This is a genomic window from Caldimonas manganoxidans ATCC BAA-369 (assembly GCF_000381125.1).
GTDB classification, from domain to species: Bacteria; Pseudomonadota; Gammaproteobacteria; order Burkholderiales; family Burkholderiaceae_C; genus Caldimonas; species Caldimonas manganoxidans.
The window spans coordinates 50,159-73,564 of record NZ_KB905940.1; the positions used below are offsets into that span (position 1 = coordinate 50,159).

20 protein-coding genes are annotated in these 23,406 nt (G+C 63.2%); all 20 read right to left on the reverse strand.

From position 1 onward, the window contains the following. Positions 1-16: 16 nt before the first annotated feature. Positions 17-1,312, reverse strand: coding sequence for a polyamine export protein PaeA (paeA, locus tag F615_RS18040; RefSeq protein ID WP_019560759.1), 1,296 nt, complete (start codon positions 1,310-1,312; stop codon positions 17-19). 34 nt (positions 1,313-1,346) lie between these two features. Next, positions 1,347-2,423, reverse strand: a complete 1,077-nt coding sequence (locus F615_RS0108525; protein ID WP_019560760.1) for a patatin-like phospholipase domain-containing protein — start codon at positions 2,421-2,423, stop codon at positions 1,347-1,349. Positions 2,424-2,493: 70 nt separating this feature from the next. Next, positions 2,494-3,060, reverse strand: a complete 567-nt coding sequence (locus F615_RS0108530; protein WP_033371116.1) for a superoxide dismutase family protein — start codon at positions 3,058-3,060, stop codon at positions 2,494-2,496. A 71-nt stretch (positions 3,061-3,131) separates the two neighbouring features. Then, the gene (locus F615_RS0108535) at positions 3,132-5,456 is read right to left on the reverse strand and encodes a Tex family protein (RefSeq protein WP_026330159.1); all 2,325 of its coding nucleotides are present in this window, start codon (positions 5,454-5,456) and stop codon (positions 3,132-3,134) included. 89 nt (positions 5,457-5,545) lie between these two features. Beyond that, positions 5,546-6,454 (reverse strand): SDR family oxidoreductase, encoded by a 909-nt coding sequence (locus tag F615_RS0108540; protein ID WP_019560763.1) that lies wholly within the window; start codon positions 6,452-6,454, stop codon positions 5,546-5,548. 28 nt (positions 6,455-6,482) lie between these two features. Continuing rightward, positions 6,483-8,147: an isovaleryl-CoA dehydrogenase gene (locus tag F615_RS0108545; RefSeq protein ID WP_019560764.1), complete on the reverse strand. Its 1,665-nt coding sequence runs from the start codon at positions 8,145-8,147 to the stop codon at positions 6,483-6,485. Positions 8,148-8,180: 33 nt separating this feature from the next. Continuing rightward, the gene (locus F615_RS0108550) at positions 8,181-9,206 is read right to left on the reverse strand and encodes an NADP-dependent oxidoreductase (protein ID WP_019560765.1); all 1,026 of its coding nucleotides are present in this window, start codon (positions 9,204-9,206) and stop codon (positions 8,181-8,183) included. 23 nt (positions 9,207-9,229) lie between these two features. Continuing rightward, positions 9,230-9,685: a PaaI family thioesterase gene (locus tag F615_RS18045; protein ID WP_019560766.1), complete on the reverse strand. Its 456-nt coding sequence runs from the start codon at positions 9,683-9,685 to the stop codon at positions 9,230-9,232. Positions 9,686-9,693: 8 nt separating this feature from the next. Further along, the gene (locus F615_RS0108560) at positions 9,694-10,482 is read right to left on the reverse strand and encodes an SDR family oxidoreductase (RefSeq protein ID WP_019560767.1); all 789 of its coding nucleotides are present in this window, start codon (positions 10,480-10,482) and stop codon (positions 9,694-9,696) included. A gap of 47 nt (positions 10,483-10,529) precedes the next feature. After that, a complete protein-coding gene (locus F615_RS18050) occupies positions 10,530-10,883 on the reverse strand; it encodes a Dabb family protein (protein ID WP_019560768.1) in 354 nt (117 codons plus the stop codon). After that, the gene (locus tag F615_RS0108570; protein ID WP_019560769.1) at positions 10,880-11,086 is read right to left on the reverse strand and encodes a hypothetical protein; all 207 of its coding nucleotides are present in this window, start codon (positions 11,084-11,086) and stop codon (positions 10,880-10,882) included. Before F615_RS0108570 ends, F615_RS18050 begins: the two co-directional genes overlap by 4 nt. Next, a complete protein-coding gene (locus F615_RS0108575; protein ID WP_026330161.1) occupies positions 11,086-12,921 on the reverse strand; it encodes an acyl-CoA dehydrogenase in 1,836 nt (611 codons plus the stop codon). Before F615_RS0108575 ends, F615_RS0108570 begins: the two co-directional genes overlap by 1 nt. Before the next feature lie 21 nt (positions 12,922-12,942). Continuing rightward, positions 12,943-14,118, reverse strand: coding sequence for an acetyl-CoA C-acyltransferase (locus F615_RS0108580; protein ID WP_019560771.1), 1,176 nt, complete (start codon positions 14,116-14,118; stop codon positions 12,943-12,945). 38 nt (positions 14,119-14,156) lie between these two features. Then, on the reverse strand, positions 14,157-16,250 hold the full coding sequence (locus F615_RS0108585; RefSeq protein ID WP_019560772.1) for a 3-hydroxyacyl-CoA dehydrogenase NAD-binding domain-containing protein: 2,094 nt from the start codon (positions 16,248-16,250) through the stop codon (positions 14,157-14,159). 140 nt (positions 16,251-16,390) lie between these two features. Then, positions 16,391-17,086, reverse strand: coding sequence for an ABC transporter ATP-binding protein (locus F615_RS0108590; RefSeq protein WP_019560773.1), 696 nt, complete (start codon positions 17,084-17,086; stop codon positions 16,391-16,393). 4 nt (positions 17,087-17,090) lie between these two features. Continuing rightward, positions 17,091-17,873, reverse strand: coding sequence for an ABC transporter ATP-binding protein (locus F615_RS0108595; protein WP_019560774.1), 783 nt, complete (start codon positions 17,871-17,873; stop codon positions 17,091-17,093). After that, positions 17,870-19,210, reverse strand: coding sequence for a branched-chain amino acid ABC transporter permease (locus F615_RS0108600; RefSeq protein WP_156824584.1), 1,341 nt, complete (start codon positions 19,208-19,210; stop codon positions 17,870-17,872). Before F615_RS0108600 ends, F615_RS0108595 begins: the two co-directional genes overlap by 4 nt. 4 nt (positions 19,211-19,214) lie before the next feature. Continuing rightward, complete coding sequence (locus F615_RS0108605; RefSeq protein ID WP_019560776.1) at positions 19,215-20,255, reverse strand: branched-chain amino acid ABC transporter permease; 1,041 nt, start codon at positions 20,253-20,255, stop codon at positions 19,215-19,217. Positions 20,256-20,350: 95 nt separating this feature from the next. Then, positions 20,351-21,592, reverse strand: coding sequence for a branched-chain amino acid ABC transporter substrate-binding protein (locus tag F615_RS0108610; RefSeq protein ID WP_019560777.1), 1,242 nt, complete (start codon positions 21,590-21,592; stop codon positions 20,351-20,353). Between the two features lie 127 nt (positions 21,593-21,719). Further along, a complete protein-coding gene (locus F615_RS0108615) occupies positions 21,720-23,351 on the reverse strand; it encodes a 3-(methylthio)propionyl-CoA ligase (RefSeq protein WP_019560778.1) in 1,632 nt (543 codons plus the stop codon). Positions 23,352-23,406: the final 55 nt, after the last annotated feature.

Below are 23,406 nucleotides of genomic sequence, written 5' to 3' on the forward strand. Positions count from 1 at the left end.
CTGGCGACCCGACCCCTCAGACGACCCGGGTGATCATCACCTGGTCGATGCGGTAGCTGTCCACATCCATCACCTCGAAGCGCCAGCCGCCCCAGGTGAGCGAGTCGGTGCGCCTGGGAATGCGGCGCAGCATCACCATCAGGAAGCCGGCCAGGGTGTCGTATTGGCCCTGGTGCGGCAGTTCGTCGATGTCCAGCGCCCGCATCAAATCGGGGATCGGGGTCATGCCATCGGCCAGCCAGGAGCCATCTTCGCGGCGGACGATTTGCTCCTCGTCATCGCCGCCGACCAGGCTGCCCATGACCGTGCTCATCACGTCGTTGAGCGTGATCACCCCCACGACCAGGCTGTACTCGTTGACGATGACGGCAAAGTCCTCATGGGCTTGGCGGAACTGTCCAAGCATCTCCGACAGCGTGAGGCGGTCTGGCACGACCAGCACCTTTTTGATCAAGGATTGGCCGATCTCACCTTGCAGCGAGATCGGCTCATTGCGCAGCACGCGCTGGAACAGATCGGTGGCATCGACATAGCCGACCACCTTGTCGATGTGGCCATCACAGACGAGATAGGTGGAATGCGGCTGTTCGGCCACGCGGGTGCGGATCAGCGCATCGTCGTCGTCCAGCAGGAAGTAGACGATGCGCTCGCGCGTGGTCATGGCGCTTTCGACCGTGCGGGTGTCGAGTTCGAAGACGTTTTCGATGACTTGCTGCTCTTGCTCGGCCAGCAATCCGGCCTGGGTCCCTGCCTCGGCCATGGCCAGGATGTCGTCCGGCGTGATGCGTTCGTCGCGTGACACCGGCAACCCGAACAACCTGAACAGCCCGGTGGCCAGCGTATCGAAGATCCATACCAGCGGTTTGAGCAGGTGCATGCACCAGCGCATCGGACCGATGAGCCGCACCGCGATGCGTTCGGGTTCGATCATCCCGGCCCGCTTGGGGAACAGGTCGGCAAAGACGACGAACAAGCCGGTCACCAACAGGAACGACAGCGCAAAACCCACGCGCTCGGCGGCCACGGGGTCCAAGACCCATTGCAATCCGGCGGCGAAATACGGTGTCAAAGCGCCTTCCCCGACGATCCCGCCCAAGATGGCCACGGCGTTCAGGCCGATTTGCACCACGGTGAAGTAACTGCCGGGCTGGTCTTGTACGGCCAATACTTGTGCGGCGCGCGCATCGCCCTCGTCGGCCATTTGACTGAGGCGCAGGCGTCGGGAAGCCGCTAGCGAGATTTCGGCCATGGAAAAAAATGCGCTGACACCGATCAGCAAGACGATGACGATCAGGCTGGCGGTCAGGCCCATGGGATGTCCTCGGTTTCAGTCGTGCAGTTCGATCTCACAAGGGGTTCAAAACATTCGCGGGGGTCCCGCCTTCGAGCCATTGTGCCCATTCCTCGGCCAAACGCTCACTCTCATCCACGCAACGCTGCCATGCACGAGATCGGGCCTCGTTGTCGCTGCCATAGCGTTTGAAGTCGGTGCGGTCAGGCAGCTTGCGGTCAGGCAAGCTCGCCACCCACGAGGCAGCCGGCGCAAGCACCAGCACGTTGGCCAGCGCCGCCGTGGCCCGGTGGCGATGGCGCAGCGGCTTGTCCAGCCAGCCAGGCACGACGGCCTGCTGGAAATGCGGGTAGAGCACAATGCCCTCCCCCATGCTCGCATAGTTCCAGTGCAGATGGTAGTCGGTGATGCCGCCATCCCAATAAGCTCCCGGGGGCGCTCCGGCAATGTCGTGCACGGCCTTGAGCACGAAGGGAATGGAGCACGAAGCCAGCAGGGCCGCCTCGAAATTGTCGGCATCGAGCGTGACGCGCCGGTGGCGCAAGTCCGACAGGTCCACGGGCAACGGCTCACCGGGGGTGGAAAACAGCACGCGTTCCAACCACAGGCTCAAACCGGGCCGAGCCACGGCATTGGTCAAGGCCGCGCCGAGGTAGCCCAAAGGCGTGCGCAGCCGCCCTTCCCGGCTCAGGACATGGCGGCCGCGTGAGACCACGATGTGCAGCCGATACCGAGGATGACCGACCAGGGACTCGATGTGGCCATCGAAAAAGTCGTGCAGTTCTTCAGCGAAGACGCGACTGACTTCCTCGGCCGTGGGATAGGTTCTGCCTGGCGGTAGCTCGTAGCGCTGATGGATGTAGTCGTGGGCCAAGCGGGCAAAGGAGGTCTCGGCCTGCTCGAGCATGCCGGTGGCCATGCGCCAAGCGCCGATCGAAGCCCCTACGAGATGGACCGTCTGGTCTGAGCGTGTCAGCCAGCGGCCAAAGATGTGACGGTCCAGATGGTTCAGGATCAGGCCCTTGGGTCCACCAGCGGCTCCGGCCACGACCTTGACGGCTTGAGGGGACAGGCCGTGGCGCTCGATGTGCCGGCGCGCAGCCGGCCCGGCGTACAGACGCAAAGACTTCATGGGCAAAAATGACGCAAAAAACAAGGCGCGGCAAACCGCGCCTTGCGAGGCTGCGAAAACAGCCGTGAGATTATCGTGTGTGTTGGACGATCACGCCGCAGGCGATGCGCGCACCGGAGTTGCCAGTGGGCTGGGTGCGGTAGTCGTCGGGCTCGGCATGCACGATCAGTCCGCGACCGACGATGTCGGCGGCCCCGCGTCCGATGCTCACCCCACTGAGGGTAAAGCGCATATCGGCCTCGCCGTTGGCATTGCTGCGCAGGTTGGGCATGTCGCCCGCATGGCGAGGCCCTGCCTGGCCGCCGTGGGGATGGCCGCCGGGGTTGAAGTGCCCACCGGCGCTCATGCCGTCGCCGCTGGAGCAGTCCCCTTTGTCATGGATGTGGAAGCCATGCTCGGCATTGGGCTTGAGACCTTTGACCATGGCGTGCACCATGACCTGATCCTCACCCATCTGGTGGAACATGACGCGACCGCCGGCCCCCTGGCCCCGCGTGGGCTCCAGAACCGCCATGGCCATGGGCCCGCCCATCATCCGGCTGTGGTCCATACCTGCATGCGGGCCAGCACAGCCGCCCAGCGCCAAGGCAGCCACAGCGGCCGTCAGGCCACCTGGCAAGACAGCGTTACGGGGCATGATCCAACTCCTTCGTCGGCCATCGACGCCATGTACGATAGTCCGTCTGGCGCAGGAATGCCAGCCCTGTTTCAACGCTTGGACTGCAGTTTCGCGAACGCCGCGGCCATGGCCGAGGGCATGGCAGATTGGGGCACGCCCCGGCCGCGGCCTGGCCGGTCCTGAGGCGACGGGGAGCGCTGGTCGTTGCCCATGCGCCCCCCCGTGGGGGCATCGAGCCGCATCGTCAGCGAAATGCGCTTTCGAGCAAGGTCGACCTCCAGCACCTTGACCTTGACGATGTCACCGGTCTTGACGATGTCGCGCGCGTCGTGGACGAACTTGTTGGACAGTTGGCTCACATGCACCAGGCCGTCCTGGTGGACACCCAGGTCCACGAAAGCCCCAAACTGCGCCACATTGCTGACCGTGCCTTCCAACACCATGCCGGGCTGCAGGTCCTTGATGTCTTCCACCCCCTCGTTGAAACGGGCCACCTTGAAGTCCGGGCGCGGATCGCGACCGGGTTTCTCCAGTTCGGCCAGGATGTCGCGGACCGTGATGGCACCGAATTTCTCATCGGCGAAGGCTTCGGGTTTGAGCTTGCGGATCACGTCGGCGCGCCCCATCACCTCGTGAATGGGCTTGCCCACATGCTGCAGCATGCGCTCGACCACGGGATAGGTTTCGGGGTGCACGCCGGACATGTCCAAGGGATTGTCACCGTCGCGGATGCGTAGGAAGCCTGCGGCCTGTTCGAACGTCTTGGCGCCCAGACCGGCGACTTCCAACAATTGCTGGCGATTGCGGAACGCGCCATGTGCGTCGCGCCAGCGCACGATGGCTGCGGCCACACTGGCGCTGAGGCCCGACACGCGCGCCAACAGCGGAGCCGAAGCGGTGTTGAGGTCCACACCCACCGAGTTCACGCAGTCTTCCACCACCGCATTCAGGCTGCGGGCCAGTTCGGCCTGGTTCACATCGTGTTGGTATTGGCCCACGCCGATGCTCTTGGGTTCGATCTTGACCAGCTCGGCCAGCGGATCTTGCACACGCCGCGCAATGGACACCGCGCCACGCAGGCTGACGTCCAGATCGGGCAACTCTTTGCTGGCGTATTCCGAGGCGGAATAGACCGAGGCCCCCGCTTCGCTGACGACCACCTTGTCGATCTTGGTGCCCGGCGCCATGTGCTGAAGACGCTTGATCAGATCGGCCGCCAGCCTGTCGGTTTCACGGCTGGCCGTCCCGTTGCCAATGGCAATCAAATTCACGCCATGGGTGGCACACAACCGACCCAAGGTGTGCAGGGCTCCGTCCCAATCGTTGCGCGGTTCGTGCGGGTAGACGGTGGCCGTGTCCACGACCTTGCCGGTTTCGTTGACCACAGCCACTTTCACGCCGGTGCGGATCCCCGGATCCAGCCCCATCACCACACGCTTGCCCGCCGGGGCGGCCAGCAACAGGTCGCGCAGGTTTTCGGCAAAGACCTTGATGGCCACCTTCTCGGCCTCTTCACGCAGGCGGGCGAACAGATCGCGCTCCAGGCTGAGACTGAGCTTGACCTTCCAGGTCCAGGCGATGGTCTTGCGGATCAGTTCGTCGCCGGGCCGTTGGGCATGGCTCCAGCCCAGATGACGCGCGATGCGTCCTTCGGCCAGGGTCGGCCGGCCGGGGACGACCTCCTCGTCCAGCACCAGCTTGGCGTCCAGGATGTCCTGCGCCCGTCCGCGGAAAACCGCCAGCGCTCGGTGCGAAGGTACGCTGCGGATGGGCTCGGCGTAATCGAAATAGTCCCGAAACTTGGCCACTTCGGGGAGGTTTTCGTCCTTGCCAGCCATCAAGCGCGACTGGAAGATGCCCTCCTCCCACAGCCATTCGCGCAACTGGCCCACCAGCGCGGCGTCCTCAGCCCAGCGCTCGGACAGCAGGTCGCGCACACCATCGAGCACCGCGTGGGCATCGGCGAAGCCCGCTTCGGGGTTGACGAAGGCGGCGGCCTCGGCCAGCGGCTCCAGCGATGGATCGCCAAACAATCGGTCGGCCAAAGGCTCCAAGCCGGCCTCGCGGGCGATCATGCCCTTGGTGCGCCGCTTGGGCTTGTAGGGCAGATACAAATCCTCGAGTTCTTGCTTGGTGGGGGCGGCCTCGATCGCGGCTTGCAACTCGGGGGTGAGCTTGCCCTGCTCGGCAATGCTCTTGAGCACCGCGGCACGGCGGTCCTCGAGCTCGCGCAGGTAGGCCAGTCGCACCTCGAGTTCGCGCAACTGCGCGTCATTCAAGCCGCCCGTGGCTTCTTTGCGGTAGCGCGCGATGAAGGGCACGGTCGCCCCCCCATCGAGCAATTCCACGGCCGCATGCACTTGTTGCGGCCGAACGTTCAACTCAGCGGCAATCTGATGAAGGATTTTGTCCAAGGCGGTAGAGGCTCACATGAAGCAAACTCGGCAGTTTGCCATAGGCACCTGTTCCCGCAGCTGGTCCTGGGCCGCTTCTCGGGGGTGCCTCACCCCATGGCGGCCCGCAACGCGCTGCGCAGCTGCTGGCCAATGTCCGGCCGGCTCTCGAACGGGTCGCTCGGGTTGCGCCCAAGCACGATGTCTTCCAGTCGCTTTTGCACGATGCCCAACGCCTGCGGATGGCTGTAGATGTAGAACTGCCGCGCACGCACGGCATCGAGCACCTTCGCGGCGACTTCGGCCGCAGTGACCTTGCCGGAGGTGACGGCTTTTTCGCTCATCGCACGGGCGATCATCTGGCTGGGCGTGGGCGGCGTGCTTTGCGCCTGCGGGGGACGGTTGCGCTCGGATCGGTGGATGCCGGTGGGCACGAAGTAGGGACACAGCACCGAGGCGGTGACTTGGTCGGTGACCAAGCGAAGATCCTGGTACAGCGTTTCAGACAGACTGACCACGGCGTGCTTGCTGACGTTGTAGACCCCCATGTTGGGCGCGTTGAGCAGGCCTGCCATGGAGGCGGTGTTCACGATGTGGCCTTCGTAGGCGGCATCGGCGCGTGCCGCTTGGAGCATCATCGGCGTGAAGACACGCACCCCATGGGCCACCCCCATCAGATTGACGCCGAGCACCCATTCCCAATCCTGCACAGAATGCTCCCAGATCAATCCACCGGCGCCGACACCCGCATTGTTGAACACGAGGTGAGGAACGCCGAAGCGTTCGACGGTGGCCGCCGCCAGGGCTTCGACTTGCTCGCCGCGCGAGACATCCACGCGCTGAGCCAGCACCGGCGCGCCCAAAGCTTGAACCTCGGCGGCGGCCAGCTCCAGCGCGTCGGGCTGCACATCGGCCATCACGACATTCATGCCCTCGCGTGCCGCCAGGCGGGCCAGTTCCAGTCCGAAGCCCGATGCCGCACCGGTCAGCACCGCCGTCTTGCCTTTGAGTTCTTTCATACGGTCTCCTCGATGAATACGCCACGGTTCACGCCGGCAGGGCTCGTTGCAGCAAGCCTTCCACATCGACGGCCGCCGGCAGGCTGCCATAACACAGGTGATGGAAGTCGCCCAGCCGGGAAGCGATGAAGGCGTCGAAAACGAAGTCCGGCGCATGGCGGCGCAACAAGGCCGCCTGCACGACCAACGCCAGTTCCTGCGCGAGTCGACGGGCGTCATGCTCATCGACAGCATCGCCCATGCAGTCCAGCACGCGGGCGCGGGCTGCATCGGCCACCGGGTGGGCGGCCTTCAGCGGCTCCAGTTCACTGGCCACCGCCTCGCGGACGCTGGGGCCGACCCGCTGCAGTACGCGCAAGAGATCCAACGCCATGATGTTGCCCGCTCCTTCCCAGATGGAATTGAGCGGCATCTCACGGTAGATGCGCGCCATCACGCCCTCGCCGCCTTCTTCGACATAGCCATTGCCGCCCAGGCATTCCATGGCTTCCTGGGCAAAGCCGCTGCCGCGCTTGCAAATCCAGAACTTGGCCACCGGTGTCAACACCCGCCGCATGAGGGCCTCGTAAGGGTCGTCCTGGCGGTCGAAGGCGCGGGCCAGCCGCAGGCTCAGTGCGGTGGCCGCCTCACTCTCCAGCGCCAGATCGGCCAGCACGTTGCGCATCAGGGCATGCTGCACCAGCGCACGACCGAAGGCTTGGCGCTGGCGTGCATGGTGCAGAGCCAGCGACAGGGCCTGGCGCATCAGGCCCGTGGTGCCCAAGGCGCAGTCCAACCGGGTGAGCGTGCCCATCTCCAGAATCTGCGGTACCCCGCGCCCCTCTTCACCGACCAACCAAGCCTGCGCCCCGGTGAACTCGACTTCGGAGCTGGCATTGGCCTTGTTGCCCAGCTTGTCTTTGAGACGTTGGATGCGCAAGGCGTTACGCTGTCCATCGGGCAAGACGCGTGGCAGGAAGAAGCAGCTCAGGCCAGCCTCGGCCTGGGCCAGCACCAGGAAGGCATCGCACATGGGCGCGGAAAAGAACCATTTGTGGCCCACGAGCCGATAGCAACGGCCCCAAGGCGTATCACCCTCGAAGTGGGCGCGCGTGGTGTTGGCGCGCACGTCCGAGCCGCCTTGCTTTTCGGTCATGCCCATGCCCATGGTCACCCCGGCTTTGTCCCGAAAAACCACCAGGCGCGGGTCGTATTCGGTGCTGGTCAGACGCGGGAACCAGTCCGCCAGTATCGCGGGGTTGCCGCGCAGCGCCGCCGTGGCGGCGTAGCTCATCGAGATGGGGCACAGCACCGAGGGTTCGAGTTCGGTGAACAGCATGAAGCCAGCGGCGCGCTCCACATGGGCCCCTGGACCCAGCGCCCAGGGCCTGGCATGCAGACCGTGCGCAATGGCCGCTCCCATCAAGGCATGGTAGCTCGGATGGAACTCGACCTCGTCGATGCGACGGCCAAAGCGGTCATGGGTGCGCAACACGGGCCCATGCACATTGGCCCAGCGCGCATGCGCTTGCATCGCCGCCGAGCCGGCCAAGGCCCCCAAGGCCTTGAGCCGATCCTCGGCCGCTGCGTGAGCCTGGGCTGGCAGATGTGCAGCCAACCCCTCGCGCAACGGCAGGTTGGCTTCGAAGAGATTCACATCCACCAGCGGGCTGCTTTGGTTGAAGACCTCGTGGGTGAGCGTCGGATCGTCCATCGCCTGTCCTCCGTGGAGGATGCTTCTCCTTGCTCAGAGGAGCCGCACCAGTTGCTTGCCGAAGTTGCGCCCTTTGAGCAGACCGATGAAAGCCTCGGGCGCGCTTTCCAGTCCATGGGCGATGCTTTCACGATACTTGAGTCGGCCGCTGGCCACCAGCGCACCAAGCTCCTTCAGGGCCTCGGGCCAAACGTCCATGTGCTCGCTGACGATGAAGCCTTCCACACGCAGCCGCGAGACGAGGATCATCTGCGGGTGCTGCAACGGGATGGGATCGCCGTTGTAGCCGGCGATCATGCCGCACACCGCAATGCGGCCGAAGGCATTCATTTGCAGCAGCACCGCATCGAGCACCGAGCCGCCGACATTTTCGAAGTGCCCATCGATGCCGTCAGGCGTGGCGCTGCGCAAGGCCGCGTGCAGAGACTCCACAGTGGGATGCTGTCGGTAATCGATGCAGGCGTCGAAACCCAGTTCGTCCACCACGTAGCGACATTTGTCGGGACCGCCGGCAAAGCCAACCACGCGGCAGCCTCGGCTTTTGGCCAATTGGCCCACGACGCTGCCGACGGCGCCGCTGGCCGCACTGACGGTGATGGTTTGCCCGGGACGGGGCTCACAGATCTTCATCAGTCCGTACCAGGCAGTGACCCCAGGCATGCCCACGGCGCCCAGATAGGCCGACAGCGGAATGTGGGTGGTATCGACCTTGCGCAGCACGCCGGGCCGTGTGGCATCGACGAGCGCATACTCCTGCCAGCCGCCCATGCCGACGACCTTGTCACCAGGGGCATACTGCGGGTGACGCGAGGCCAGCACCTCGCCGACAGTGCCACCGATCATCACCTCGTTCAACGGCTGCGGTTGGGCATAGCTCTTGCCCTCGCTCATGCGCCCACGCATGTAGGGATCCAGCGACAGATAGTGGTGCCGGACCAGCACCTGTCCTTCTGCGAGTTGGTCGGGGCTGGGCAGGGAAGACTCGACGAGGCGGAAGTTGTCGATGCTGGGCTCGCCCTGAGGGCGCGACACCAGCAGGATTTGACGATTGACAATCATGGCGAATTCCTCGGGCTGAGCATTCAGTCGGAGCCGTCGCCATCGAGACGCCGCTGCAAAGGTGCGACCTCGCGTGCGCCGGTGGGCAAGGCTCTCACATATTTGAAAGTCCCGGTGGCCTGAGCGGCCAGCGTTCCGTCTTCACGATAGACGCGGCCTTCGCAAAAAGCCAGGGTGGCCGTGCGGTGCAGCAAGCTGCCCACGGCCCGCAGACGGCCCTGGCCAGGACGCATGAAGCTGGTTTTCATCTCCAGGGTCACCACACCGGGACCATAGTGGGCCGCAGGGTCGTTGACGCTGCGTGCCGCATGGGCCATGACCACGTCCAACAACGTCATCACGGCACCACCATGGGCCACGCCAAAGGAGTTGCAATGGTCCTCGCGCAAGGCATAAAGGATCTCGGCCTGCCCCTCGGCCATGCGCACGAGTTCGAAGCCCAGGGCTTGGACGAAGGGAATGTGGACGGGAAACTGCATGACGCGATTCAACCGCCCGTCAGTGCACTGACACCGCCGTCCACCGCGAGAATCTGCCCCGTGATGTGCTTGCCAGCCCGCGTGGCAAACAGCAGCGCAGCTCCTTTGAGGTCTTCGTCGTCACCCAGGCGTTGCAACGGCGCATGTGCCGCCAGCGTATCGGCGCCCACCGTCTCGAGTACGCCCCGCGTCATCTTGCTGGGGAAGAAGCCCGGCGCGATGGCATTGACCGTGATGCCATAGCGTCCCCATTCGCAAGCCAACGCCCGGGTGAAATTGATCACGGCCCCTTTGCTGGTGTTGTAGGCAATCGTACTCATCACCGTGGGCAGCTGCCCGCCCAGACCGGCGATCGAGGCAATGTTGATGATGCGGCCCTGACGGCGCGGGATCATGCAACGTTTGCCAATGGCCTGGGTCAGCAAAAAGACACCGCGAATGTTGAGGTTCATCACCTTGTCCCAAGCCTCGATCGGGTGGTCCTCGGCCGGAGCCCCCCATGTCGCGCCGGCATTGTTGACCAGGACATCGACCGGACCGAGCCGCTGCAAGGTCTCATCGACCAGGCGCTGGATGTCGGCTTCCTTGGCGCCGTCGGCGGCGATCCAGCGCGCATCGATGCCACGGTCTTGCAGATGGGCGACGGCTTCTTCCAGCTCAGGCGCCTTGCGGGCGCTGAGCATGATCTTGGCGCCGGCCTCGCCGAGCGCCTCGGCGATCTGCAGGCCCAATCCGCGCGAGCCGCCGGTGACGAGGGCCACGCGGCCGCTGAGGTCGAAAAGAGAGGATACGCTCATGGTGGATAAAGGGTTCAACGACGGATCAGGGACAGGCGCACTGGGTTTCACAGGGAGCCCGGTGCGGTGGGAGCGAAAGACAAGTCTTGCGCGAGGTCCACGTCGGCCAACCCCGGCGCCTGGCTGGGGTAATCGAGCACCACGCGATCCAGGCGCAATGAGGCGAGCTGCGACGCGATGGCCTTGTGATGCGGATGATTTTGGTAGGCCTGCAACGCCGCCGGGTCGGCAAAGCCCGAGACGAGCACCACATCCATCGAGGCCTCCAGCCCGGGGGAGCGGATGCCCACCTCCCACTCCAAGATGCCAGGCACGACCGATTTACAAGAATCCAGCAAGTCCTTGAACTTCGCAGCATCGGCCGGATCGCGCAGTCGCCACATGACGATGTGTCGGATCATGGTTCGTTCTCCCGGGAGGGGCCTTCCATGCGGGCACGCACGATCACCAGCACCACGCCGGCGGCTGTGCATGCCGCCCCTACCAGCATAAACCCAAGCCCGAGCGTCTGGGCACGGGCGGCAACGAACCCACCCCACACGGCGGCCAGTAAACCCCCGTAGATGAGCAACCAGGCGGCCGCGTCGATCCACTGCACACGCATCACAAAGCCTGCGGCGACAAGTCCAAACAGGTACGGTTTCGGTGGGCGACCACGCTCAGCCACGCATCGATGCACGGCAGCTCGTAGCGGAAGAAATACCGCGCCGCTGCCAGCTTGCCCTCAACGAACTCCGGCGGCAACCGGTCGCGGCAAGCCCAGGCGCGGTGAGCGAGCTCGAGCCACATCCAAGCCAGCACCACGTGTCCGAAGGCCTGCAGGTAGGGCGTGGCATTGGCCAGTGCTTCGTCGGGCTGAGCCCCGGCCCAGGCCTTGCGTGTGGCCTCGACCAACTCTTGCAGCGCCCGAGCCAGCGATGACGCCAGCGGCGCCACGGCCGGCTGAGCGGCAGCAAGCGCGATGCTGGCCTCGATGCGCTGGGCCAGCAGTTGCAGTCCGCGTCCGTCCTCCATCAGCACTTTGCGACCCAACAAATCCAAGGCTTGGATGCCGTGTGTGCCTTCGTGAATCATGTTCAGCCGGTTGTCGCGCCAATACTGCTCCACCGGGAAGTCACGCGTATAGCCGTAGCCCCCGAGGACCTGCATGGCCAGGCTGTTGGCCTCCAGGCACCACTGGCTGGGCCAGCTCTTGGCGATGGGCGTGAGCACTTCCAACAGCAACCTCGCCTCTTGGGCGGCCTCATCTTCCCCCGTGTACTGCTCATCGACCAAGCGGGCGCAATACAGCTCCAGGGCCAGCGCGCCTTCGCAATAGGCCTTTTGTGCCAACAGCATGCGCTTCACATCGGCATGCTCGATGATGGGCACCGGCGGCGAGGACGGGTCCTTGCCAGCCGGCCCCACCGGACGGCCTTGCGGGCGCTGGCGCGCATAGTCCAAGGACGCGAGAAATCCGGCATACCCAAGCATCGTGGCGCCCAGGCCCACGCCGATGCGGGCTTCGTTCATCATGTGGAACATGCACGCCAAGCCCCGCCCGGGCTCACCCACGAGGTAGCCGATCGCCCCTGGGCCGCCGCGCACGGGGAAGCGCCCTTCGCCGAAGTTGAGCAGGGTGTTGGTGGTGCCCCGATAGCCGCATTTGTGGTTCAAGCCGGCCAGCGCCACGTCGTTGCGTTCGCCGGTGAGGCGTCCTTCGGTATCGACCAAACGCTTGGGCACGATGAACAGCGAGATGCCCTTGACACCCGGAATGAGCTTGCCATCGGGGCCAGGGATTTTGGCCAACACCAGATGGATGATGTTCTCGGTGATCTCGTGGTCGCCCCCCGAGATCCACATCTTGTGGCCCCGGAGTCGATAACGCGGCCCCAGCGGATCGGCCTGAAAGTCCGCTCCGTCGGGTTGCGCACGGGTGGCAATGTCGGACAAGCTGGAGCCAGCTTGGGGCTCGCTCAGACACATGGTGCCAAACCAGCGGCCAGCAAACTCGTTGCGCGCAAAGACGGCCTTCTGCATCGGGGTGCCGTGCGCCATCAGCAGGCTGGCATTGCCGCTGGTGAGCATGGCATAGGCTCCCAAAGAGACGCTGGCCATCGAAAAAAAACTGTTGGCCGCCATCTCCACCACGCAGGGCAGCTGCATGCCGCCGATCTCGTAGTCTTGGGCGGCAGCCAGCATGCCCGACTCGACATAGGCCCGTGCGGCCTCATGGGTGGCGCGTGGCAAATGCACCTGCTGACCGTCGAAATGGGGCTCTTCGAGGTCAGCCAGCCGATTGAACGGGGCGAACTTTTCGCGGGCGATGCGCTCGCAGGTGTCGAGCACCGAATCGAAGGTCTCCCGACCGTGGTCGGCAAACCGCTTCCGGCGGGTCAATGCGACCACATCGAGCCAGTCATAGAGTAAGAAGTCGAGCGTGGCTCGCAAGCTCATCGCGGCCCCTTCCATGCGGACTCAAAGCACTTCGAACACACCGGCAGCGCCCATGCCACCGCCGATGCACATGGTCACGCACACCCGCTTGGCCCCACGACGCTTGCCTTCGATCAAGGCATGGCCGGTCAGACGTTGGCCACTCATGCCATAAGGATGGCCCAAAGCAATGGCCCCCCCGTTGACATTCAAGCGATCCATGGGAATGCCCAGAGTGTCCGCGCAGTACAACACCTGGACGGCAAACGCTTCGTTCAGTTCCCACAAATCGATGTCGTCCATCTTCAGGCCCAGGCGCTTGAGCACCTTGGGCACGGCAAACACCGGGCCAATGCCCATTTCATCGGGCTCGCAGCCAGCCACCGCAAAGCCCAAGAAGCGCCCTAGGGGTTTGAGACCGCGCTGCTCGGCCAGTTTGGCATTCATCACCACGCAAGCCCCCGCGCCGTCGGAAAACTGGCTGGCATTGCCCGCAGCGATGACGCCCCCGGGCAAGGCCGTACGGATCCCGGCCACCGCCTCGTAAGTGGTGCCCGGCCGCAGCCCTTCATCGACACTGACAGTGACTTCCTTGGTGCGCAAGCCCATCACGGGATCGGCCACCCCGGCGGTCACGGTGATGGGCACGATTTCATCGCGGAACTTGCCCGCTTCTTGGGCCGCACAAGCCTTCTGTTGGCTGGCGGCTCCGTATTCGTCCATTCGCTCACGCGGAATGTTGTACCGCTTGGCCACCTGCTCGGCCGTCTGCAGCATGCTCCAGTAGATTTCGGGCTTGTGCTGCATCAGCCAGTTCTCACGCAGCATGTGCGTGTTGGCTTCGTTCTGCACGCAAGAGATGCTCTCGACGCCACCGGCCACGTAAATGTCCCCTTCACCGGCGATGATGCGTTGCGCCGCCATGGCAATGGTCTGCAGGCCGCTGGAGCAAAAGCGATTGATGGTCACGCCGCTGGTGGTCACCGGCAGCCCCGCGCGCAGCGCGATCTGGCGGGCGATGTTGCTGCCAGTGGCCCCCTCGGGCGTGGCACAGCCCATCAGCACGTCGTCGACTTCGGCCGGTTCGATGCCGGCACGCTCGACGGCGGCCTTGACCACGTGGCCGCCCAGGGTCGCGCCGTGGGTCATGTTGAAGGCGCCTTTCCAGCTCTTGGCCAGCGGCGTGCGTGCGGTGGAAACGATCACTGCATCGGTCATGGCAATTCCTCGAATGACTTGTAAGGAGGCGGGCTGTCTCAGTTGAAGGTCTTGCCTTCGGCGGCCAAGCGCGCCAGCAGCGGCGCGGGCTGCCAGAACTGCGCATCGTCGTGAGGGTTCTTGGCAAAGCGCTTCATGGACTGCACCACATTGAACAGACCCACGGTGTCCGCATAGCGCATCGGGCCGCCGCGGAACAGCGGGAAGCCATAGCCGGTCAAGTAAACCATGTCGATGTCCGACGCCCTCAGGGCGATGCCTTCCTCGAGAATGCGCGCGCCCTCATTGACCAAGGCGTAAACCAGCCGCTCGACGATTTCCTCGTCGCTGATCTTGCGCGGGGTGATGCCCAACTCGGCACGGTGCTTCTCGATCATCTCCAGAACCACCGGAGATGGAATGGCGTCGCGCTTACCCGGCTTGTAGTCGTACCAGCCGGCTCCGGTTTTCTGTCCGAAGCGGCCCATTTCGCACAGCAGGTCGGCCGTCTTGCTGTAGCGCATGTGCGGCTTTTCGACATAGCGGCGCTTGCGGATGTACCAACCGATGTCGTTGCCGGCCAAATCACCCATGCGGAAGGGGCCCATCGCAAAGCCGAAGCGCTCGATGGCCTTGTCCACCTGCTCGGGCGTGCAGCCTTCTTCCAACAAAAAGCCTGCCTGACGGCTGTACTGCTCGATCATGCGGTTGCCGATGAAGCCATCGCACACACCGGAGACGACCGCCGTCTTCTTGATCACTTTGGCCAGCTTCATCACGGTGGCCAGCACATCTTTGCCGGTCTTTTCGCCGCGAACCACTTCCAGCAGCTTCATCACATTGGCCGGGCTGAAGAAGTGCATGCCAATCACATCGGCAGGACGCCGCGTGAACGAAGCGATCTTGTTGAGGTCCAGCGTCGAGGTGTTGGACGCAAGAATCGCACCGGGTTTCATCACCTCGTCGAGCTTTCTGAACACCTGCTCCTTGACGCCGATGTCTTCGAACACGGCCTCGATGACGAGATCCGCGTCCCGGATGTCGTCATAGTTCAGCGTGGTGGTCAGCAGCGCCATGCGCTGTTCGTACTTGTCTTGCGTGAGCTTGCCCTTCTTGACCTGCGACTCGTAGTTCTGGCGCATCACGCCCACGCCACGGTCCAGCGCCTCTTGCTTCATCTCGAGGATGACCACCGGAATGCCGGCGTTGAGGAAGTTCATGCTGATGCCGCTGCCCATCGTGCCGGCGCCGATCACGGCCACTTTGCGGATCTCGCGCGTAGGGGTGTCCTCTGGCACATCGGGGATCTTGCTGGCCGCCCGCTCGGCGAAGAAGGCATGGCGCAGCGCGGCACACTCGGGCGTGAGCATCAAATTGAGGAACTGCTCGCGCTCGAAGGCCAAGCCCTCGTCGAAGCGCTTGGTGGTGGCCGCCTCGACGCAATCAACGCACTTGACCGGAGCCGGAAAATTCCGGGCCGTGGCTTTGACCGTGTTGCGTGCGAATTGGAAATAGCCCGCGCCTTGCGGATGCTCAGCCTTCAAATCGCGCACCCGTGGCAAGGGGCGTCGGTCGGCCACTTCCCGGGCAAAGGCCAAGGCTCCAGCCATCAGGTCGCCCTCGATCACCCGGTCGAAGAGCTTCTGGCCGGGGATGCCGGCGAGCACCTCGCTCTTGACGGCATCGCCGCTGACGATCATGTTCAGGGCATTTTCGACGCCGATCACACGCGGCAGCCGCTGCGTGCCGCCGGCGCCGGGCACCAGACCGATTTTGACCTCGGGCAAAGCCACCTGGGTGCCCGGGGCCACCACACGGTAGTGGCAGCCCAAAGCCAATTCCAGCCCCCCGCCCATGCAGACGCTGTGAATGGCCGCCACGACGGGCTTGTCGCAGTTTTCGACCATTTTGATCACACTGAGGAGGTTGGGTTCTTGCACGGCCTTGGGTGAGCCGAACTCACGGATGTCGGCCCCCCCACTGAAGGCCTTGCCCGCGCCGGTGATCACGACGGCGCGCACCGCCGGATCGTCCTGGGCTTGCTGCAGCCCATCGGTGATGCCTTTGCGAGTGTCGTAGCCCAGCCCATTGACCGGCGGGTTGTTCAGGGTGATGACGGCAATGTCGCCGTGAAGCTCATAACTGGCACTCATCGGTAGGCCCCTTTTGCGGTGGAAACGGGAGTCAATAGAACGATCGTTCGAGTGTAAAAAACAAGAACGCCGGCACTTTGTCGCCGGCGTGACAGAACAGGACGAATGTGCCGTCACGGCGCTGCCGGCGGCCGAGGGCGCTACACCTCCAGCCACTCCTTGCGAATATAGGCGTTGCTGCGCAGGTCGTCAGGCGTGCCTTCGAAGACGATGCGGCCGTGACCCATGACGTAGCAACGGGTGGAGATTTCCAGCGCAATGGTGAGTTTTTGTTCCACCAGCAACACACTGACGCCACGGCGTTTGAGCTCGTTCAGATACTCGGCCACCTGTTCGACGATCTTGGGGGCCAAACCCTCGGTGGGCTCGTCGATCATGATGAGCTCGGGATCCCCCATGAGCGTGCGGCACAAGGTGAGCATCTGTTGCTCTCCGCCGGAGAGCACGCCGGCCTCGGTGTGCTGGCGTTCCTTCAGGCGCGGGAAAAGCTGGTACATGTCATCGAAGCTCCAGCGCCCCGATTGGCCCTGCTTCTTCTGCCCGAGCATCAGGTTTTGATGCACCGTGAGCTTGGGAAAGATGTCGCGGTTCTCGGGCACGTAGCCAATGCCACGGTGAGCGATGTCGAAGGCATGAAGGCCGAGGATCTCTTCGCCTTTCCACTTGATGGACCCCTGCCCATCGACCAGGCCCATCACCGTCTTGACGGTGGTGGAACGTCCCGAGCCGTTGCGGCCGAGCAGGCTCACGATTTCGCCGGGCTTGACCTCCATGTGCACCCCGTGCAGCACATGGCTTTTGCCATAGAAGGCATGCAGATTCTCGATGTGCAGCATGACTTCAGGCTCCTGCAGTGACGGCGGCGGCCTGCTGCTCGGCCAGCACCGACCCCAAATAGGCTTCCTGGACGCGCTGGTTGGCACGCACCGCATCCGGCTCGTCATAGGCGATGACCTCGCCATAGACCAACACCGCGATCTTGTCGGCCAAGCCGAAAACCACGCCCATGTCGTGCTCCACCGTCAGCAAGGTCTTGCCCTCGGTCACCTCGCGAATCAGCTGAACGAAGCGCTTGGTTTCGGACTTGCTCATGCCCGCGGTGGGCTCATCCAGCAAAATGACATTGCTGCCGCCGGCGATCGTCAAGCCGATCTCCAAGGCTCGTTGCTCGGCATAGGTGAGATTCATCACTTGTGTGTCGCGTTTGCGATCGAGCTTGATCATTTCGAGCACTTCTTCGGTGCGCTCGTTGGCATCGTCCAGGTCAGCCAGAAACTTCCAGAACGCATACCGATACCCCAAAGACCACAGCACCGCACAGCGCACGTTCTCGAACACCGTCAGCCGATGGAACAGGTTGGACACCTGGAAACTGCGCGATAGCCCTCGCCGATTGATCTCGTAGGGCTTGAGCCCATCGACACGTTCGCCATTGAGCAAGATCTCGCCACTGGTCGGGGCGAAACGCCCACTGATGAGATTGAACAGTGTGGACTTGCCCGCCCCGTTCGGTCCGATGATGGCCACACGCTCGCCTGCTTTGACTTGCAGGCTGGCACCACGGATGATCTCGGTTTTGCCAAAGCTTTTGCGCACGTCCCTGAGTTCGACCGCGAAGCTCATAGGGCCTCCCGACGACGGATTTCCAACTCGATTTCCTCCTGGATCTGGTTCCACTGTCGGACGAAGGCCCGACGCGCCAGCTCGAACAAGGAAACGCCGGTCACCAGCACGAAGACCGCGCCAAACCAACTGTCGAAGCTGTGCGCGTTGAGCGTTGCGCCCATGAACTTCAGCTCAGGGCCCAGCGCCACGTTGAGCTGCATGTGGTAGACCATTTCGATCATGGCAGCCGCCCCCGTGATGGCGACGGCTGCCGTGCCGCCCAAGGCCAAGTAGGCCGTCCACAGGCGTCGCAGCTTGCCGAAGGCAGCCACGCGCAGATTCATCATGATGAGGCTGGCAATCCCTCCGGGGGCATACATCACCATGAACAGGAAAATCAACCCCAGATAGAGCAACCAGGCAGCGGTCATCTCCGACAGCAGCACGAAAGCCACCACCATCAGGATCGCGCCGATGATCGGCCCGAAGAAGAAGGTGGCGCCGCCCAGGAACACGAACAACAGATACGCGCCCGATCGTGCCGCGCCCACCACCTCGGCGGTGACGATCTCGAAGTTCAGCGCCCCCAAGCCTCCGGCGATGCCAGCGAAAAAGCCTGATGCACAGAAGGCCAGGTAACGCACCACCTGCGTGTTGTAGCCGATGAACTCCACCCGCTCTGGGTTGTCGCGCACCGCATTGAGCATGCGACCCAACGGCGTGCGCGTGAAGGCGTACATGGCAGCCGTGCACACGAAGGTGTAGACGGCGATCAGATAGTACAACTGCACCTGCGGCCCGAAGGTGATGCCAAACGGCTGGGCGCCCGTGACGCGGTTGCCGCTGATGCCACCTTCGCCCCCGAAGAACTCGGGAAACATCAGCGACATGGACCACACGAGCTCACCGACGCCCAGCGTGATCATCGCAAAGGGCGTGCCGGCCTTCTTCGTGGTGACCCAACCCAAGAGTGCAGCGAAAAACAAGCCCGACAGCCCGCCGACCAGAGGCAGCAGACTGACCGGAAAGCCAGCCAGCGTGCCCGCGGAAATCATGTTGAGCGTGTGGATGGTCAAGAAGGAGCCCAGGCCGGAGTACACCGCGTGTCCGAAGCTGAGCATGCCGCCTTGGCCCAGCAGCATGTTGTAGGCCAGACAGGCGATGATGGCGATGCCCATTTGCGAGAGCATGGTCATCGACAGGCCGCTGGTGAAGATCAGCGGACTGACCAGCAATACCAGGGCATACAGCGTCCAGATGATCCAACGGCCGACGTTGTAGGGCTTGAAGTGATACACCGGGCGGTCGGCCAAGGCCATGCTTGCGCCCGGGGCGTTGAGGGTTTGCGTTGGCATGGAGTCAGCCCTCCCGGGTGCCCAGGAGACCCTTGGGACGGAAGATCAGAATCAACACGAGCAGCAGATACGGCAGGATCGGCGCCACCTGCGAGACCGTCAGTTTGAACACCGCATAGCCGAAGGTCTCGGGGGTGATGGTCCAACCAAACTTTGCGAAGAAGTTGATGAAGGAGTAATCGATGGCCACGGCGAAGGTCTGAATGATGCCGATCAGCAGCGAGGCCAAGAAGGCGCCGGCCAGCGACCCCATGCCCCCCACCACCACGACCACGAAGATGATGGCCCCCACGGTGAAGGCCATGCCGGGCTCGGTGACGAAGGCATTGCCACCGATCACCCCGGCCAGCCCGGCCAAGGCCGCTCCCCCTCCGAAGACGAGCATGAACACCCTGGGCACGTTGTGTCCGAGGGCTTCGACCATCTCGGGATGCGTCAGTGCGGCCTGGATCACCAGTCCCACCCGGGTCCGAGTCAGCAGCAGCCACAACGCCAGCAGCATCAGCACCGCCACCAGCATCATGAAACCCCGATATTTCGGGAACTGGGTGCACACGATGCGCACGCCTTCCTCGACCGCACGACACATCTCAGGCGGGGCCAGACCCCAGACCACGTCCAAAGCACCGGCCGTGGAACCCACGATGGTGAACAACGGCCCTTGCAGCGCCTCGGGCACGCGGTAGTCCACGGCCGAACGCCCCCACACGAGTTGCACCAGTTCGAGGATCACATAACTCAGCCCGAAAGTGATCAGCAGTTCTGGAACATGGCCAAATTTGTGCACGCGCCTGAGGCAGTACCTTTCGAACAAAGCGCCCAGCACCCCCACCAACACGGGAGCCACCACCAGGGCTGGCCAGTAGCCCACGAGTTGCATGGTCGTGTAGGCGAAGTAGGCGCCCAGCATGTAAAAGCTGGCATGGGCGAAGTTGAGCACGCCCATCATGCTGAAGATCAGCGTCAGGCCCGAACTGAGCATGAACAGCAAGAGCCCATAGCTCAGTCCGTTCAGCATCGAGATCGTGAGGAACTGCAGGTCCATCGATGGTCAGCGCCCAGGGGCGCGATGATCAAAGAAAAGGGCCCGACAGGAAGATGCCATCGGGCCCGGGAGTACGAGACTGCCCTCGAGGCGGATCAGGACGGTCGCTTCATTTGGCAAGACGTGGGCGTGCTGGACACATAGGGTTCGAAGTACTTGACCGGCACGAAGGTGTAGCCGGTGTTTTCCGGGCTGTAGGGGTGCTTCGCATCGGCTTTCTGCCAACGCGAGATGTACAGCCCCTGCTGGAGCTGATGGTCGGCTCGCCGCATCTCGACTTCGCCGTTGAAGCTCTTGAACTTCAACCCGCTCATCGCGGCGGCCACCTTGACCGGATCGGTCGATTTGGCCTTGGCCATCGCATTGCTGAGCAACGCAAAGGCATGGTAGGTGGCGCCGGTGTACCAGTCGTCGTTGAAGCGCTTGCGGAATTCTTCTTGGATCTTGGCGACTTCACCCCCCATGTTGTAGTGGTTGTAGGACACTTGGTAGACACGGCCTTCGCCTGCGGCCCCCATGGCCGTGGGCGTGCCACTGACGCCACCGTAGTAGACGAAGAACTTGGCATTCAGACCGGCATCGTTGGCCGCCTTGATCAACAAGGTCAGGTCAGAGCCCCAGTTGCCCGTGATCACGGAATCGGCCCCCGAGGCCTTGATCTTGGCAATGTAGGGCGCGAAATCACGCACCTGAGCCAGCGGGTGCAGGTCTTCACCGACGATCTTGATGTCCGGACGCTTGCGGGCCAGATTTTCCTTGGCATAACGCGCCACTTGGTGGCCATGCGCGTAGTTCTGGTTGATCAGATAGACATTCTTGATGTCAGGCTGATCTTTCATGAAGGTGGTCAGGGCTTCCATCTTCATCGACGTGTCAGCGTCGAGGCGGAAGTGCCAGTAACTGCATTTGCTATTGGTCAGATCGGGGTCGACCGCCGCGTAGTTCAGGAAAACGACTTCCTTGCCCGGGTTGCGCTCGTTGTGCTTGGTGACCGCATCGGACAAGGCCAAGGCAGCGCCCGATCCGTTGCCCTGCACGATGTAGCGGATACCCTGGTCGATGGCCGATTTGAGTGCGTTGAGGCTTTCCTGTGGGCTGAGCTTGTTGTCGATGCCGATGACCTCGAACTTCACACCGGCCGGGTTGCCGCGGTTGAAATACTCGGCCATGAACTGGAAGCTCTTGAGCTGGTTTTGACCCACTGTGGCCATGAGGCCCGACAGCGGATCGATCCAGGCGATTCTCACGGTCTCACCCTTTTGGGCGAAGGCCGACCCGCAGCACAGCGCGGCCGCGGCCAGAATCGAGAGTTTCAGATGGGTGCGGCGGTTGATCATCGACGGTCTCCTCGAGCTGTTGGGCAGCGAATGAGCATGAGGCTACAGAACTTCGTTTCAGACTCGTACAGGGAATGCCCGTAGCGACTGTCTCACTGGCGACAGACGACGCCTTTCGGGGCATGGATCAAGTCGGCAAGACATGGTTGGCAAACTGCTCACGCAGCTTGAGCTTTTGGATCTTGCCGGTGGCCGTGTGTGGGATTTCATCGACGAACACCACGTCATCGGGGATCTGCCATTTGGCGATCTTGCCTTCGTAAAAGGCCAGCATCTCCTCGCGCGTGAGCGAGGCTCCGGGCTTGCGAACCACCACCAGCAGCGGGCGTTCATCCCATTTCGGATGCTTGCAAGCAATGGCGGCGGCTTCATGAACCGCGGGGTGGGCCATGGCGATGTTTTCCAACTCGATCGAGCTGATCCATTCCCCGCCGGACTTGATCACGTCCTTGGATCGGTCGGTGATTTGCATGTAGCCATCAGGGTCGATCGTGGCCACGTCGCCGGTGGGAAACCAACCATCTTGCAAGGGGGATTCATCGCGGCGGAAATAGCTTTGAATGACCCAGGGCCCTCGCACCACCAGATTGCCCGAGGACTTGCCGTCCCAGGGCAGCGGTTGACCGTCGTCTCCGATGATCTGCATGTCGATCCCATAAATCACCTTGCCCTGCTTTTCCAGGATGCGTCGCTGGGCTTCGAGCGGCAAATCCAAATGCTTGGCCTTGAGCTTGGACAAGGTGCCCAGCGGAGACAATTCCGTCATGCCCCAGGCATGGATGACGTTGACGCCAAAGTCGTCTTCGAGCGTGCGCAGCATCGACGGCGGGCAGGCCGAACCGCCGATCACGGTGCGTTTGAACGTGCTGAACTTCAGATTGTGTTGCTTGGCATGGTTGATCAACCCCAGCCAGACCGTGGGCACACCGGCGCTGAAGGTGACTTTTTCGGTCTCGAACAATTCGTACAGCGACTTGCCGTCCAAATGCGGCCCTGGCAGGACGAGCTTGGCGCCCACGAGCGCCGCCGAATACGGCAAGCCCCAGGCGTTGACATGGAACATCGGCACCACCGGCAAGATCACGTCTTGGGCCGAGCAGCCCATGGCATCGGGCAAGGCCGAGGCATACGCATGCAGCACGGTGGAGCGGTGGCTGTAGACCGCCCCTTTGGGATGGCCGGTCGTGCCGGACGTGTAACAGATGCTCGAGGCCGTGTTCTCATCGAACTGCGGCCAGGTGTATTGACCATCTTCGGCTTCGACCAGCTCTTCGTAACACAGCAGCCCTGACAGGCTCGTCTGCGCCGGCATGTGCGCGGGATCGCTCATCAGCACGAAATGCTGGACCGTCCGCAGCGTCGGCGCCAGCTTCTCGACCAGTGGCAGGAAGTTCAGGTCGAAACACAGGACGCGGTCTTCCGCATCATTGATGATCCAAGCGATCTGCTCGGGAAAGAGCCTGGGATTGATGGTGTGACACACCAGCCCGGAGCCGGACGTGCCGTAATAGATCTCGAAGTGACGGTACCCATTCCAGGCGAGTGTGCCGATGCGGTCGCCCATCTCGCAGCCCAGCCGCGCCAGGGCCTGAGCCAGCTTGCGCGCGCGCAGTTCTGCATCGCGGTAGGTGTAGCGGTGTATGTCTCCTTCCACCCGCTTGGAGACGATCTCGGTGTCGGCGCTGTGACGCGCGGCATGCGTCAACAGCGACGAGATCATCAAGGGCATCTGCATCATCTGGCCCATCAGGCGCGACATCGGAAACTCCTTGCTCGGTGGTGATCGTGCAACCAGGTTGAAACGGTCGTTCGAT